The sequence below is a fragment of the Treponema sp. R8-4-B8 genome, from assembly GCF_054786175.1.
Map to the genome: position 1 here is coordinate 20,691 of NZ_BDHE01000013.1, position 13,131 is coordinate 33,821.

At 42.3% G+C, this 13,131-nt stretch carries 16 protein-coding genes; 7 read left to right on the forward strand and 9 right to left on the reverse strand.

Annotated features, from left to right (window positions below):
• Positions 1-40: 40 nt before the first annotated feature.
• Positions 41-1,030, forward strand: a complete 990-nt coding sequence (locus ACYVRA_RS03950) for a hypothetical protein (protein WP_461251448.1) — start codon at positions 41-43, stop codon at positions 1,028-1,030.
• 37 nt (positions 1,031-1,067) lie between these two features.
• On the opposite strand, the gene ACYVRA_RS03955 is transcribed toward ACYVRA_RS03950, so the two are convergent.
• The gene (locus tag ACYVRA_RS03955) at positions 1,068-2,273 is read right to left on the reverse strand and encodes an N-acetylneuraminate synthase family protein (protein ID WP_461251449.1); all 1,206 of its coding nucleotides are present in this window, start codon (positions 2,271-2,273) and stop codon (positions 1,068-1,070) included.
• Between the two features lie 65 nt (positions 2,274-2,338).
• Here ACYVRA_RS03955 and ACYVRA_RS03960 point away from each other — a divergent pair, with 65 nt between their 5' ends.
• The 3 genes from ACYVRA_RS03960 to ruvC are packed head-to-tail and all read left to right on the forward strand — an operon-like array spanning position 2,339 to position 3,850.
• On the forward strand, positions 2,339-2,563 hold the full coding sequence (locus tag ACYVRA_RS03960) for a hypothetical protein (protein WP_461251450.1): 225 nt from the start codon (positions 2,339-2,341) through the stop codon (positions 2,561-2,563).
• Between the two features lie 41 nt (positions 2,564-2,604).
• Complete coding sequence (locus ACYVRA_RS03965) at positions 2,605-3,345, forward strand: YebC/PmpR family DNA-binding transcriptional regulator (RefSeq protein ID WP_461251451.1); 741 nt, start codon at positions 2,605-2,607, stop codon at positions 3,343-3,345.
• The gene (gene ruvC, locus ACYVRA_RS03970; protein WP_461251452.1) at positions 3,332-3,850 is read left to right on the forward strand and encodes a crossover junction endodeoxyribonuclease RuvC; all 519 of its coding nucleotides are present in this window, start codon (positions 3,332-3,334) and stop codon (positions 3,848-3,850) included. The genes ACYVRA_RS03965 and ruvC overlap by 14 nt, the downstream gene beginning before the upstream one ends.
• A 100-nt stretch (positions 3,851-3,950) precedes the next feature.
• On the opposite strand, the gene ACYVRA_RS03975 is transcribed toward ruvC, so the two are convergent.
• Together ACYVRA_RS03975 and ACYVRA_RS03980 are read right to left on the reverse strand one after the other, a co-directional pair.
• Positions 3,951-4,367: a PIN domain-containing protein gene (locus ACYVRA_RS03975; protein WP_461251453.1), complete on the reverse strand. Its 417-nt coding sequence runs from the start codon at positions 4,365-4,367 to the stop codon at positions 3,951-3,953.
• Entirely contained in the window at positions 4,364-4,633 is a 270-nt protein-coding gene (locus tag ACYVRA_RS03980; RefSeq protein WP_461251454.1) for a type II toxin-antitoxin system Phd/YefM family antitoxin, read from the reverse strand. The genes ACYVRA_RS03975 and ACYVRA_RS03980 overlap by 4 nt, the downstream gene beginning before the upstream one ends.
• A gap of 107 nt (positions 4,634-4,740) precedes the next feature.
• Between ACYVRA_RS03980 and ruvA the strand changes: the two genes are divergently transcribed.
• Genes ruvA through queA form a run of 3 tightly spaced genes read left to right on the forward strand, consistent with a single transcriptional unit; the run spans position 4,741 to position 7,419 of the window.
• Positions 4,741-5,328 carry a Holliday junction branch migration protein RuvA gene (gene ruvA, locus ACYVRA_RS03985; protein ID WP_461251455.1) on the forward strand — a complete coding sequence of 196 codons (588 nt, stop codon included), beginning with the start codon at positions 4,741-4,743 and terminating at the stop codon, positions 5,326-5,328.
• A gap of 1 nt (position 5,329) precedes the next feature.
• Positions 5,330-6,355, forward strand: coding sequence for a Holliday junction branch migration DNA helicase RuvB (gene ruvB / locus ACYVRA_RS03990; protein ID WP_461251456.1), 1,026 nt, complete (start codon positions 5,330-5,332; stop codon positions 6,353-6,355).
• Entirely contained in the window at positions 6,355-7,419 is a 1,065-nt protein-coding gene (gene queA, locus ACYVRA_RS03995) for a tRNA preQ1(34) S-adenosylmethionine ribosyltransferase-isomerase QueA (RefSeq protein ID WP_461251457.1), read from the forward strand. The genes ruvB and queA overlap by 1 nt, the downstream gene beginning before the upstream one ends.
• A gap of 187 nt (positions 7,420-7,606) precedes the next feature.
• Here queA and ACYVRA_RS04000 read toward each other — a convergent pair whose 3' ends face one another.
• The 6 genes from ACYVRA_RS04000 to ACYVRA_RS04025 are packed head-to-tail and all read right to left on the reverse strand — an operon-like array spanning position 7,607 to position 13,131.
• A complete protein-coding gene (locus ACYVRA_RS04000) occupies positions 7,607-8,194 on the reverse strand; it encodes an energy transducer TonB (protein ID WP_461251458.1) in 588 nt (195 codons plus the stop codon).
• Positions 8,187-8,588 carry an ExbD/TolR family protein gene (locus tag ACYVRA_RS04005; RefSeq protein WP_461251459.1) on the reverse strand — a complete coding sequence of 134 codons (402 nt, stop codon included), beginning with the start codon at positions 8,586-8,588 and terminating at the stop codon, positions 8,187-8,189. The genes ACYVRA_RS04000 and ACYVRA_RS04005 overlap by 8 nt, the downstream gene beginning before the upstream one ends.
• Entirely contained in the window at positions 8,588-8,989 is a 402-nt protein-coding gene (locus ACYVRA_RS04010; RefSeq protein ID WP_461251460.1) for an ExbD/TolR family protein, read from the reverse strand. The genes ACYVRA_RS04005 and ACYVRA_RS04010 overlap by 1 nt, the downstream gene beginning before the upstream one ends.
• A gap of 9 nt (positions 8,990-8,998) precedes the next feature.
• Entirely contained in the window at positions 8,999-9,655 is a 657-nt protein-coding gene (locus ACYVRA_RS04015; RefSeq protein WP_461251461.1) for a MotA/TolQ/ExbB proton channel family protein, read from the reverse strand.
• Positions 9,656-9,663: 8 nt separating this feature from the next.
• Complete coding sequence (locus ACYVRA_RS04020) at positions 9,664-10,512, reverse strand: hypothetical protein (RefSeq protein WP_461251462.1); 849 nt, start codon at positions 10,510-10,512, stop codon at positions 9,664-9,666.
• A 9-nt stretch (positions 10,513-10,521) separates the two neighbouring features.
• Positions 10,522-13,131 carry a TonB-dependent receptor plug domain-containing protein gene (locus ACYVRA_RS04025; RefSeq protein WP_461251463.1) on the reverse strand — a complete coding sequence of 870 codons (2,610 nt, stop codon included), beginning with the start codon at positions 13,129-13,131 and terminating at the stop codon, positions 10,522-10,524.

The window sequence follows — 13,131 nt, forward strand, 5'->3', positions numbered from 1 at the left end:
AATACAACTATATAAATATAATATAAATTAACCTATACCCATGGAAGAAACCGTTCAAAACCAAATTATCAAACTTGCCACAATAAAATTAATGCCTTATAAAATATTTATTAAAACGCTTTTAAAAATAGAAGAGCAGGGTATAGTTCAGGAAAAAGACTATCGCAAACTTCGTAAGTTGTTTCAAGGGCATATTATGCCATTTATGAAAAAAGGAAATTTAAAAAAAGTTGCGGCTAACATGGCGGCTATCGGAAAGTATGTCGGCGTTGGGAATGAAAATTACAGGCTTAGGGAAGAATTGCAAAAGCCGATTTTGGCGATTGTCAATATTTTTACGCGCGACTTGGGGTTTGGCGGAAAGTTGGATGAAACGCTTTTAAAAAAATTTGAAAAAGCTGAGGATGAATATTTCCCGCGGCTTTTCAGGCAGGCGGTAAAAGAAGCGCTTGATAATGTTCTTGTAATTCACAGCGATCATTGCCTGTTTAACCGCGGAGGATACGCGCTGGAAAAAGACGGCGAATATATTATTTACACCCTAATTAATGATCATCCGCGCGGCTGTAAAATAATGATAGGCCCGTTTGCAAATACTCAGGATACGGAAATATTATTTAAAGTTTATATTCCCCGTTATATACAAATTGCCTGTCCGGAACTTGCCGTAAGTGATACGGAAAACAGCGTTATTGATATTTGTATTCCGGAACGCGAAATGCCGTTAAGCGTTTCAAGGCCGTTAATGGATTCCTGTCTGATAGAACTGGAGCAAGAAGAAAGTTATAACGGATACATTCCTTCATTTTCATTTGACGACATGGATTCTCTTGCTTTTTGCCGCCGAAACTATGCCGAGGTTGCCTTTGCTCTTGGGCAGAGAGTAAAATATATTTTTTTATATTCTCGTGTTTTTAATGAAGGATTACATCTTCATGAATACATTAAAAAACTTATGGCAATTGACCCATTTCGAATTTATCCTGACATTCCCTGGGAACTTACATCTGACGGTGATATGGTGATTTAATTTACTGTGGAAATATCATAAAAAAAAATTTAAAAGCCTAAATGTCCTCAAAGCGTATCCCTTCCCCCGCGGGGATAAAATTCCTTGCGGTTCGTCCTTTAATAAATTTTTCCCAACATGGCTCAAGTCCGGGACGCAGAAGTTTTTCCGTCCTTAAACACGCGTAATCGCCCTCTTGCAACATCTCTCCCGCGGCAATGTCCCTAAGCGCGTGAATGGAGCGGTTAGTAAGGCGGTAATTGGCTTTTTCTGAAGGGGCAAGCTCTTTAACGCCGCTTCCTAAAATTTGGCTTACAAAGTCTTCGCCGCGTTCACGGCTGTAGTAAGCGATTGTCTCTTTCGCTCCGGCTTCGGCGGCGCGGCGGACGGCGCGTACCATACGGGAAAATTCTTCGGGCGGTTGAGCGATTGGGTCGTCAAGGCCGCCGTCGGTTTTGGAAAGGCAGAAGTGCTTTTCTATCACAGCCGCGCCCATAGCCACCGCCAGAGCGGGAACAAGCTCGGGATCTGAACTGTGGTCGCTCACCCCGACAGAAACGCCAAAAATAGCCGCCAGATTTGGAAGAACCTTCAAATTATATTCAATCTCCGGCGCGGGGTAGGAAGTTACGCAATGCAACAGGCAAATTGAGGTCTTTTCATGCGAATGTAGAATCTCTGGTTCACAAGACGCGGATTGCGTTTCTTTTTTACTTTGCGCCTTGGCGAGCATTTGCGAGATGTTTTTTTGAAGTATTTCCACCGCATTTTCAATGTCAGACAGCCGTGAAACCCCCGAAGAAAGCAAAACAGGCAGATACCAACCGGCAATTTCCTCAAGTAAACCGGTAAAATTCAACTCTGGAGAGGCAATTTTTACTATTTTTGGTTGAATTTCCCTTAAAATTCTTGCGCTTTTCAAGCCAAATGGGGTGCAAAGGAACAAAAGTCCCTTTGATTCCGCGTATTCCTTGATTTCCGCGAAAAATTCGACAGGCGTTTCAAGAGCTTTAAACTGGTCATATAGCTTGATTTTACCGCCAGGAAGCGGCACTTCCCCTGTATTTTTGTGCAGAATTTCATCGGCATAAACCATCTGGACTTTTATACATCCGGCTCCGGAGGCAAAGGCCGCGTCAATCAACTGCCTTGCTTTTTTAATATCGCCGTTGTGGGAAGTGCCCAATTCAGCGATAATTAACGGGTTTTTGGAGCAATATACAGACTCCCCGATTATTAACAAATTTTTTTCATTTTCATTCATATAAGTACTCGACATATTTTAAAATTTTTTGTATACTATAACAAGATAATAAATTAGGAGGCTTTATGCAGAGCATTTATTGTGATGTTTGTAAGAAAAAGGTTGATGATCCGGTGACCCGCAGGACATTCTTCTATTATGGGGACCATAGTGTTTGCGAACCTTGTAAAGATAGTCTGGAAGATCAAATTAAAACCCAGATAAGGGCTAAGGAACCTTTTGCTACGGAGTGGTATGAGAAATATGTAGATGATATTATTACCAAAGCTATTCAAAAGGGAAAAGCCTGATTAAAAGGCGCGTTTTCATTCTACTAAAGTAAGGAGTTACCATGTCGGGCCACAGCAAATGGGCGACGATTAAGCACGCAAAAGGGGCCGCGGATGCAAAACGCGGTCAGATGTTTACTAAATTAATAAAAGAAATTTCTATTGCCGCCAGAATGGGCGGAGGCAGTTTAGACGGAAATCCGCGGTTAAGAACGGCCGTTCTAAAAGCCAGAGCCGCGAATATGCCCAAGGATAACATCGACAGGGCGGTTAAAAAAGGCACCGGTGAGCTTGAAGGCGTAAGCTATGAAGAGCTTGTTTATGAAGCCTACGCTCCCGGAGGAGTCGCTATTTTTATCGAGGTTCTGACGGACAATAAAAATCGCGCCGCCGCCGATATTCGTAATATTCTGACGCGGGCGGGCGGCCAGCTTGCCACTTCCGGTTCAGTTTCCAGACTGTTTAAACGTATGGGCGTAATTACCATGGACGGAGAAAAGTATACGGAAGACGCGGTAATGGAAGTGGCGATTGAAGGCGGCGCGGAAGACGTTTCAGCGCAGGATGGAATTGTCGAAGTAACTACCGCGCCTGAGGATTTTGAAAATGTCTTGAATGCTCTACAGGCTAAAAATTTTGAAACTATGAGCGCGGAAATAAGCATGGTTGCCGAGGCGGAAGTTTCATTGGACAATGACGGGACTGCTAAAGCGCTCAGATTAATTGACAAACTTGAAGAAAACGACGACGTGCAGAATGTTTACTCAAATATAGCGATTCCCGAAGGGTTTGACGCTGGCTAAAACTAACCCGCAAGAAGGCGAATTTCGCAGGATTATAGGAATTGACCCCGGTCTTGCAAGCACAGGCTGGGGCGTCATTGACTCTGTTGACGGAAAAATAAAATATTTAGATCACGGCGTTATTTTAACAAAGGCGGACGCTCCAAGAGCGGATCGTCTTTTTTTAATTTTACAGCGTATACGCGATTTATTAAAAAAATTTAAACCGAGGGAAGCGGCGATAGAAACTTTGTATTTCGGCAAAAACGTCTCAAGCGCCATTCCGGTAGCCGAAGCGAGGGGGGTAATATCCGCGGCAATAGCGGAAAAAGGCATTTACCTTCATGAGTTTACACCTAACGCAATTAAGCAGGGCGTAACCGGAGTAAGCGCGGCGGATAAAAAACAGGTGCAGGAAATGGTCAGGCTTATTTTAAAACTGGAAAAAATCCCAAAACCCGACCACGCCGCGGACGCCCTAGGAGCCGCTATCTGCGCGGTAAACAGCTCTCTTAAAACTTCCTAGTAATTTGAATTTTTCCGAGAAGACTTCACACAAAGATCACTAAGAAACAAAGATCACAAAGGGGGAAAAAGGGGTTTATGTCCGTTATCTTATCGTGAGTTTAGAACTCCCAGGGATTTAGTAAATTTATCCCTTCGATGTCTTCAAAGTCTTTTGTGTTTCTTGTAACAAGGAACATGTGGTGAACAATCGCGGCTGCGGCAATTAATGAATCGGCGACCGGCAATGTCCTTTTTACATCGGCTCTTATTTTTCCCCATTCCAGCATTACCTCGGTATCAAAGGTAATGATACGCTCGTCAAACCACTGCGGTAATTCCGCATACAGCCAAATTGAAAGCTCGTGCTTTTTTTTACCGTAGGGGAGTTTTTCTATACCGTAACATAACTCACCTAAGGTAATAGCCGGTATATACAAATCATCCCATGGTAGGGTATCCATAAAAGATTTGACATTTTCGCTGCAATTTGATTTTTGCATTTCGGATATTACATTGGTATCCAGAAGGTATTTCACAGGATAACCTCTCTTGTTTTTTCCACAAGGCGCGGCGGTAATTCCAGTTCTATGTCCCGCAGGGGGGAATTCTGGATAAATTCAAAGAGCGTCTGCCTTGGACTTGATAATTTTTTGTATTCTTCATAAGAAAGAATAACTGCCGTTTCCTTACCCCGAACTGTGATAATTTGAGGTAAAAATTCCGCTTCTTTAACAACTTCACTAAACATAGCTTTTGCCTCCTGTAATTGCCATTTGGCTTTTTCTTTTGTTTTTACATTCATTTTTATTTCCCTCTTATTATAGTCTGTCTAGTCAGATTATAATATGTTTTCCAGTTTCTGTCAAGAGAATTCTTCTTTTTTTTCCTAAAAAATGATATGCTCATGCTATGTTTAACAGTATCCGTGGTATTGTCAGCGGGAAAGGCGGTGAGGCAGTTTTTGTCCTTTCAGGCGATATTGAATGGGAAATCGCCATGCCGATAAATGACATACAAACCTTGCCCCAGAACGGCGAATGTAGGGTTTTTACTTGGCTGTACCATAGGGATGACCAAATGAAGCTTTTCGGTTTTAATAATGAAAGCCGGCGGAATACGTTTTTGGAACTCATAAAAGTTGAAGGCATCGGCCCCAAGGGCGCGATAAAAATAATGGGCGGCATAAGCCAAGATGACCTTGAAAGGGCGCTTGAAAACGGGGATATTGCGCGGCTTGAAGCCGTCCCCGGACTTGGCAAAAAGACGGCGCAAAAAATGCTGCTTTCGCTAAAGGGTAAACTTGTCCAAATGCAGCCGCTTGACATTGTTTCCCCGTATAACGAGCTTGTTGAAGCGCTTGTCGGAATGGGCTATGACAGAAGGCAAGCGGCGCAAGCTTTGGCTAAAGCGGAAAGTTCAATAACTTCTGATTTGCCTGCTGATGAAAAAGAAAAATTAATATTTAAAGAAGCGGTTTTAAGCTTAAGCGGCGCGTAAAATGAAAGAAAAAAGCCCTGTAAGGCCTGAATTGATTATCGAAGACGCGCAGGACATGGCGCTTCGTCCCCGCAACCTGAAAGAATTTTTAGGGCAAAAGGGAATGAAAGAAAATCTGTCGGTTTTTATTTCCGCCGCGAAAGAACGCGGGGACAGTTTGGATCATCTTTTTTTAATCGGGCCAGCGGGGCTTGGCAAGACTACAATGGCACAGGTTGTGGCAAATGAAATGGGAACCGGTTTTGTTCAAACTACGGCTCCCGCCCTTGAAAAACCAAAAGACCTTGTAGGCTTTTTAACTAATTTAAAAAAGGGCGACGTGTTTTTTATTGACGAAATACATAGCCTTAAACCCGCTATTGAAGAACTGCTTTACATCGCGATGGAAGATTACGGAATTGACTGGGTTATAGGGCAGGGTCCGAACGCGAGAACAATGAGAATCGCGATTAAGCCGTTTACTCTTGTGGGCGCGACGACAAAGGCGGGCGTTGTTTCAAGTCCTCTTATAAGCCGGTTTGGCATTACCTGCCGTTTTTCATTTTATGAACAGCAGGATTTGGAAGCCATTGTCCGCCGTTCAGCAGGTCTTTTAAAAGTAAAAATAGATAACGACGCAGCCTGCCTTCTTGCGAAATCTTCAAGGGGCACTCCGCGGGTAGTGAATCAACTGTTAAAGCGCATGAGGGATTTTGCCCAGTACGCGGGAGAGCCTTCCATTACTTCGGCTGTTGTTCACGACGGCCTGTCGCGTCTTGGAATAGACGGGCTTGGCCTTGAAAAACAGGACAGGGAAATTTTAAAAATAATGATTGAACGTTATAAGGGCGGCCCTGTCGGGGCTGACACTCTGGCTATTTCAATAGGGGAATCCGTTGAAACTCTGGAAGATTACTATGAGCCGTTTTTAATACAAGCCGGCCTTATACAGCGCACTCCGCGTGGAAGGGTAGTGACAAATTTCGCCTACGGCCATCTTGGATTAGCGCCTAACAATGCCGCGAATAATGAAGGTTCTCTTTTTTAATGAAAAAAAGCGATTATAATTTTAATCTTCCGGAAAATTTAGTCGCGCAATACCCTGCTGAAAAGCGGGGGCAGAGCAGGCTGATGACGCTTGATCGCCTGTCTGGCGCGCGCGCGCATACTGAAGTCTGCCAATTGCCAAATATTCTTTGTAAAGAAAAATTCTTAAGCGCCGGCGGCGAAAAGCCTCTTTTAGTTTTTAACGACACAAAAGTACGCAAGGCGCGTCTTTACGCTTTTCACGGGAAAACCGGCGCACAAACTGAATTTCTGCTTTTAGATGACATTAATGGGGACGGCCTATTATGGAAAGTTATGGCAAAGCGCGCGCGCCGAAAACGGATAGGGGACGTTTATATATTTGCGGAGGACGCGCGGGAGCGGATTAGCGCCGTTGTTAGCGGTTTTGAAGACGAATATATTCTGTTAAAATTTGAAAACCCCATAAACGACGAATGGCTTGAAAAAAACGGCCATATCCCATTGCCGCCGTATATAAAGCGGGAAGATGTTTTATCAGATACGGAACGTTATCAGACAGTTTACGCGAGACAAACAGGCTCCGCGGCGGCTCCTACGGCGGGGCTTCATTTTACAAAAGAGATATTAGACGCTTTTGATTCCCATGGAATAGAAAGAGTTTTTATAACTTTGCATGTAGGTTTGGGAACGTTCCTTCCCGTCCGTACTGAAAATATTGAAGATCATAAAATGCACAGTGAATATTTTTATATTGACGATAATGGCGCGGCAAAAATTGAAGAAGCTAAAAAAGCTGGAAGAAAAATTATCGCGGTGGGAACCACAAGCGTAAGAACTTTAGAAAGCGCGTGGATAGACGGAAAACTTAAGCGCGGAGAAAACAAAACTTCAATCTTTATTTACCCAGGCTATAAATTTAAAGTAACGGACGCTATTTTTACAAATTTTCACACCCCCGAATCAACTCTGCTGATGTTAGTCTCTGCATTTGCCGGCATAAAATTGATCCTTGAAAGCTACGAGGAAGCCATAAAAGAAGGATACCGCTTTTTCAGCTATGGCGACGCTATGTTACTTTACTAATAATAAATTTTTCCCTAAGATCTTTCACACAAAGAACACGAAGGAAGAGAAGAACACAAAGAGGAATAAGTGGTTTTTGTCCGTTATCTTATCGTGAAGCTCACGCATAGCCTACGAACAAAAACCCCTGATCCCCCTTTGTGATCTTTGTCTCTTTGTGATCTTTGTGTGAAGTCTTGGCGTAAAATTACTTAATCCTAAATACCACAGGATAACGATAACGGCAGGAGACGGGTTCATCGTTTGCGAAGGCGGGGGTTCCTTTTCTGCCTGTAAACGCTTTTACGGCTGCTTCTCCGAATCCTTTGCCTTCAGGTTCTTCGCGCATAATGGTTATCTTTTGCACAAAACCGGTGCGATCTACAAATAATTCTAGAACAACCCTCCCTTCAATGCCTGAGCGTAAGGCGATGGGCGGATAAACTAAGGCTGACATAAGGGCTTCTTCGTTAAATATCGGCCTTGTGGAAACCTCGTGCATTTTTAAATAATTATCATAATTTTCAAAATTGACGTTTAATGTTCCTGCGGGGACTACATTTTGAACGGGAGGAGTATCGGTTTCTATCATTACTTCGGCTATTTCTTCAACTTGCGGAATTTCCGGGTCAGCGGGAGGGGGAAGTTCGGCAATATCTGTCAGCTTCATAACTCTCGCGTTTTCCGGAATATCCTGAACGACCGCGCCCGTGTTAAAAACCAGAAAAAATATTACAAGCAGATGAAGCGCGGCGGTAATAATAAATATAATCAGGCGTAAATATTTTTCATTCATTGGTTTTTACCACAAAACTTACAACGCGGTATTGGAGAAGCTGCATTATTTCCAATACGCTGTTAATATTTTCATAAGGAGTGTTTTTATCCGCGATTATATGCACTCTTGTATCAGGAGCCAAAAGGTAAAGGTTTGTTATCTTTTGCTCAAACGCGTTACGGTCGGCGGGAGTTCCGTCAAGATAAATATCTCCTTCTAAATCTATCCATACTTCAAGGTTTCTTTCTTCGGTAGTTCTAAGCGCTTTTTGCGCTTCAGGATATTCTATTTTTACTTCTTTGCGGTAATTAATTAATGAGACAAGCATAATAAAGACTAACAGCAGAAATCCGATATCCGACATTGAGGACAGCGGGATGTTAAATGTTTTTTTTGGCCGTCTGAAATTCATTAATAATCCTTTTTCATGGAAAACGAGAATGAATCAATTTGCAAGTCCTGGGCAAGCTCTACAAACGATACGACATTTTGCCAATGGGCCTTGCCGTCAATTGTAATAATAACCGCTATATTTGGATTTTCCTTTTGGGCGTTTTGAATTATTGTTTTTGCTTTTGGGATAGTTAATACTTCCTCGTTATGCAATATTTCACCTTTTGAATCCATTTCAAAGCGCACTAATTCTTCTTTTAATATCATTCTCGCGGAATCTTTTGCGGGAAGATTAATTATAAAGCCTTTATTGACGTTAAAACCGGCAATGACTAAAAAATATATAATTAAAAGGAAAGCGAGGTCGCTTGCGGCGCTTGATTCAAGAAAGCCGGTTTTTTTACGGCGCGATATATTCATTTTGCCTGTTTACTTTCCCTCGGACAGGCTGCTTTCCATCTGCGCGATTAAATCCGAACAGACGCCTTCAACTCTTGCGGCAAATTTATCAACGATATGGCTTAAAATTGAGTGCGCGATCATCGCGATAATCGCTATTATAAGGCCGAATACCGTGGTAATGAGGGCTTCGTAGATGCCGTTTGCGACAATCTGCGCGTTTACTTCGGTAGCTTCGGCAATTGATTTAAAAGCGCCAATCATTCCCGATACCGTTCCAAGAAAGCCGGTTAACGGGGATAGGGAGCCAAGCGCGGTTAGAAAATTAAAACCGTTTTCAAGGGAATTGATGCAGTTTTTCGCTTCGGTTTCTACGGCGCGTTCGGCGCGGTGCACTAAAAACGGCTGTCCCGTTTTTACCTGCTTTAACAGGGTTAAAATAATACGCGCCCCAATCCGCCGTTTTGACAAGCCCGAAAGATACTCGCATGCCTCTGAATAACCGTTTGATTCCACATAGTTAGAAACTTTATCGTACAGATCATCAACCTTTAAATCATGATAAAGAATATAAATAATACGTTCCAAGGAGATTGCGACGACGGCGATAGAAAACACAAGAAGGGGCCACATGAAAATCCCCCCTAACTTAAAAAGTTCCAGTACTGAAAAAGTATCAGTTTCCATTTCTTACCTCACTTAATTTTTGTAAAGATTATCTCTTTAGATAATAATTCTACAATATTTTTCCATTCATATTCCAGATATATCCAAGCGATTGCCTCTTCCCAGTCGCGCAGTAAAGTGCCTGAATTTCTTATAGGCCATAATTCTTTGGAGAAAGTCCGTTCCGTGTAACCGGTATTCCAGCGTATGCTGTCGGCTTTTTGGAATTTGTCAGTATCCTGAATCCAGCCGTCCGGCCTTTTTTTCTTTGAAACCGTCTCCGGTAACAGGATTGGCCGCCAGAATGCTTCAAAATCGTCAATATCATCGATTATTTTCCCTTTTTCAGGATTAAACGACGCCATCCATTCTGTAACGGCAAGTACGCGCTCGCGCCTGTTGCGTAATACAGATAAGGCCTCGTTTCCCGTTAAACGGGTATCGTAACGCTGAACTCGTCCTTTGGTAATTTGAACAGGTTCTATCTCTTCAATTTTAAGAGTTGCGGTACCGTCAAATTTTAAGTTTCCGGTTCCCATTAATTCTAATGTGTATTCATTCCAGCCATGATCGCTTCCGGCGAGGAATTCAATGGACGTAAGAAAGATGGCGCCTTCTTCGTCAGGGAAAGATCCCAACAGTTTTATCATGGGAAAATTTTCCAGAGTGATTATAATTGATTTTTCTTTATCTTTTTTTTCTACAACAAAAATTTTTATTTCCTGCTGGTTTTCTCCTTTGCCTGAAGCTTCATAAACGGATACGGTTTTTAATTTGAAGGCGGAGCCGTCAAGTACCTGCCCGGCTTTTTCTATAATAACGCAGTTAAAAAGTAAGAATATCGGGATAATTAAAATAAATATTTTTAAAATTTTCATATTTTACCTTTAATAGCTTATTTTAAACCCAAACGACGGAATTGGAATAGGTATATCATAAGTCGCGGAGAAACTGCCCGTGTCGATTTCGCCCGTGTACTGGTTAAAACTTGTGTTTCCCTGGGCAGTATACAATAATCCAAGAATATTTTCTATAGCGAAATAAACTTCAAATCTTGTTTTTCCGTTTTTATTGCCGCCAAAGAATGAAAATTTGACATCCATCGGCAACGCCGGGGTAGTGCGGTTATCTTCATCGACGACGGAAGGCCAATAAAATTTTTCGATAAAGTAACTGTTTTCCCCGTTTTCACCGTCGTAAACCAATACGGGATAACTTATAGGCCCGTCTCCCGTTCTTTTTTCCAAGAGTACGCCAGAGGCGACTCCAAAACGAAAATAAATATTAATTCTGGGCGTAGGTTTAATGTTTACTATCAAGTTAAAGTTATGAAACCTGTGATATGACGGGAAATACCAGTCATCGCCCATGTTTCCGCCGGATATTCCCATTCCGCCCGAACTGCCTTTGGGATCGCGGTACTTTGCCCATGTAAATGAATAAGAGAGCCAGCCGTCCCAATACCGGCTTTGTATTTTTTGCAGCATAACGTCTATTCCCCATACCTTTCCCTCGCCGTCAAATTGAGGACTGATATTAACGGAATCACTTCCGGGGCTTACTGAAATATACATTCTGTCAAAAACTTTTTTGTAGTAACCTTCGATATTTAAAATTATAGATTCGGGAAATTCAAATCTGATTCCAAGAACGGATGTCCAGCTTCTGTTAGGCTTAATTTTATCAATATTATATTTTTCTTCCGATTCAAAGACTATGCTGTTTATGGAAGAAAAAAGCCCCGTTCCCGCGGATATGTCAAGAGAGTTTAAGACGCCTTTGTTGCGTAAAATATTTAAATCAATATTTATCCGCGGATTTAAGACGGGATCGCTTTGTGACGTAAAACCGTCTCCAAATAATATAAAATGATCAACGCGGATTCCAAACTCGGAGCTGAAACGGTTTCCCGCCGTATTAAATTCACCAAGCAGATAACCGGAAGTTGTCATAAATTTATTTTGTGAATTGGGGTGGTAACTCATTGGCATTCCAATTATGAATCCTGTTGGCGGAAGAGGCGATAAAAAATTTTCAATGTTAGTTTTTATTGTTTCATCCTCAAGGCTTGAGAATGAAGTATCTATAAACGCTTTCTGATTGCCTTTAGATTTTGAAAATGAAAATAATTCCTGCACGCCGATGGCGGCAAGGAAAAAGTCTGATAATTTCCAGTCATAATCAATGCGTCCTTGCACGTTGTATTTTGAATCAGACTCGGTAATGATCATGTCTTGTAAATACTGATATTTGTCAGGATCTAATCCCTTTAATGTTAAAAACCCTTTTAGAGGAAAAGCGTCAGTAAAATACTTATCATGAATGTTGTATTCAATTTTTCCGTCTAACTCCATGCCTTCATATCCGGCGCCTATAGTAACTTTTAACAGCATGTCATTGTGGGGATTCCATGATAAAGATGTGGTAAAAAACCCCTGATAATTAACATAATCAAAATTAATGTAAGTATCGCTGTTTAATTTATCCGTAAAGTTTTCATTTTTAAATTCTACGCCTCCTCCGTCCATGCCAAAAAAACCTGTCGCCGATAAAATAACGTTGTCCGTAAACCTGTAATCTCCGTTAATTGTCGCCGATCTTATATACGGCGCTCTTCGTATATAATTAATTACTTCATATTCAGGAATTATGGTTGCCAGTTGTTTAGCCGCCCATATTACAGGATCGTAATATGTGACGCGCCCCATAAAAAGAATGCCTCCCTTTCCGTTTATCGGGAGGGAAAGATTAAAATTCGCGGCGCTTGTATTTAGACCAAGTTCAAATTCAGTTTCCGTAGGAGACGGCTCTTTTGACGTTATTTCCAGCAGTCCTGAAATTGTATGCCCGTAACGGGTGGAAAACACGCCGTGGGATAACTGGGCGCTTTTTACCATTCGCGGATCAAAGATTGAAAAGCCGCCTCCCCAAAAGTACGGGTTATTGATGTAAAAGCCGTCTAAAGACGCGTTCATGTCTCCGGGGTGGCCGCCGCGGATACTGGGTTCGGCGTTGAAAAGACCTGAGTAACCTACGCCCGGAAGGAGTTTTATCGTGCTCATTACGTCTTCTATTACTCCGATTTCCGCGGTTTGGGCTATTTCTCTCTCGCTTACGGCGACGCTGCGGCCTGTTTTTGATTCGCTTGTCCCCGGTTTTGACGCTTCAACCACTAGCTCGCGCCCTTGCAAAAACGACGAAAGGCTTAAAGAAACTATAAAAGAATTTCCCGTAACGGGAATTGTTATGGCGCTTGTCTCATAACCTGGATACGCGGCGTAAAGAATTGTTTGCCTGTCGTCAGGAACCGGAATTCTTGCCTTTCCGTCCCTGCCGCATACATATTCGTTTCCGCCCCTCGCGCGGACGGTCGCGCCTTCCAGTGGAAGTTCCAAGTCTCCGTCAAGCACTTGAATTGTAATATCGCGGCAGAAAAGGGGAATAGCGGAAAGAAAAAATACCGCTAATAAAATATTTTTTTTAATATTAATTCTCAT

What these genes read in the sequence shown, in the direction of transcription:
- ACYVRA_RS03950 (WP_461251448.1), top strand. Translation starts at nt 41, where the DNA reads ATGGAAGAAACCGTTCAAAACCAAATTATCAAACTTGCCACAATAAAA.
- ACYVRA_RS03955 (WP_461251449.1), bottom strand. Translation starts at nt 2,273, where the DNA reads ATGAATGAAAATGAAAAAAATTTGTTAATAATCGGGGAGTCTGTATAT.
- ACYVRA_RS03960 (WP_461251450.1), top strand. Translation starts at nt 2,339, where the DNA reads ATGCAGAGCATTTATTGTGATGTTTGTAAGAAAAAGGTTGATGATCCG.
- ACYVRA_RS03965 (WP_461251451.1), top strand. Translation starts at nt 2,605, where the DNA reads ATGTCGGGCCACAGCAAATGGGCGACGATTAAGCACGCAAAAGGGGCC.
- ACYVRA_RS03980 (WP_461251454.1), bottom strand. Translation starts at nt 4,633, where the DNA reads ATGAATGTAAAAACAAAAGAAAAAGCCAAATGGCAATTACAGGAGGCA.
- ruvA (WP_461251455.1), top strand. Translation starts at nt 4,741, where the DNA reads ATGTTTAACAGTATCCGTGGTATTGTCAGCGGGAAAGGCGGTGAGGCA.
- ruvB (WP_461251456.1), top strand. Translation starts at nt 5,330, where the DNA reads ATGAAAGAAAAAAGCCCTGTAAGGCCTGAATTGATTATCGAAGACGCG.
- queA (WP_461251457.1), top strand. Translation starts at nt 6,355, where the DNA reads ATGAAAAAAAGCGATTATAATTTTAATCTTCCGGAAAATTTAGTCGCG.
- ACYVRA_RS04000 (WP_461251458.1), bottom strand. Translation starts at nt 8,194, where the DNA reads ATGAATGAAAAATATTTACGCCTGATTATATTTATTATTACCGCCGCG.
- ACYVRA_RS04005 (WP_461251459.1), bottom strand. Translation starts at nt 8,588, where the DNA reads ATGAATTTCAGACGGCCAAAAAAAACATTTAACATCCCGCTGTCCTCA.
- ACYVRA_RS04010 (WP_461251460.1), bottom strand. Translation starts at nt 8,989, where the DNA reads ATGAATATATCGCGCCGTAAAAAAACCGGCTTTCTTGAATCAAGCGCC.
- ACYVRA_RS04015 (WP_461251461.1), bottom strand. Translation starts at nt 9,655, where the DNA reads ATGGAAACTGATACTTTTTCAGTACTGGAACTTTTTAAGTTAGGGGGG.
- ACYVRA_RS04020 (WP_461251462.1), bottom strand. Translation starts at nt 10,512, where the DNA reads ATGAAAATTTTAAAAATATTTATTTTAATTATCCCGATATTCTTACTT.
- ACYVRA_RS04025 (WP_461251463.1), bottom strand. Translation starts at nt 13,131, where the DNA reads ATGAGAATTAATATTAAAAAAAATATTTTATTAGCGGTATTTTTTCTT.